The 237-nt window shown below is 67.5% G+C and carries 1 protein-coding gene; it reads left to right on the plus strand.

Annotation, left to right across the window (positions count from 1 at the left end):
• Window positions 1-237 (plus strand): enolase C-terminal domain-like protein (locus HP550_RS00005; protein ID WP_281362082.1); only part of this gene is annotated, 237 nt, incomplete at both ends.

Below are 237 nucleotides of genomic sequence, written 5' to 3' on the forward strand. Positions count from 1 at the left end.
GGTCATGGACTACGCCGCGCAGTACCAGGTGAAGTCCGGGTTCCACGGCCCGACGGACATCTCCCCGGTCGGTCTGGCCGCGCAGATGCATGTGGGCCTGGCCATCCACAACTTCGGCATCCAGGAGTACATGCAGCACGGCGCGCGCACCGGCGAGGTGTTCCGGCAGTCGTTCACGTTCGAGGACGGGTACCTGCACCCGGGCTCGTCGGTCGGCCTGGGCGTCGAGTACGACGA

It is taken from the genome of Cellulomonas humilata (assembly GCF_013359775.1).
Taxonomy (GTDB): domain Bacteria; phylum Actinomycetota; class Actinomycetes; order Actinomycetales; family Cellulomonadaceae; genus Cellulomonas; species Cellulomonas humilata.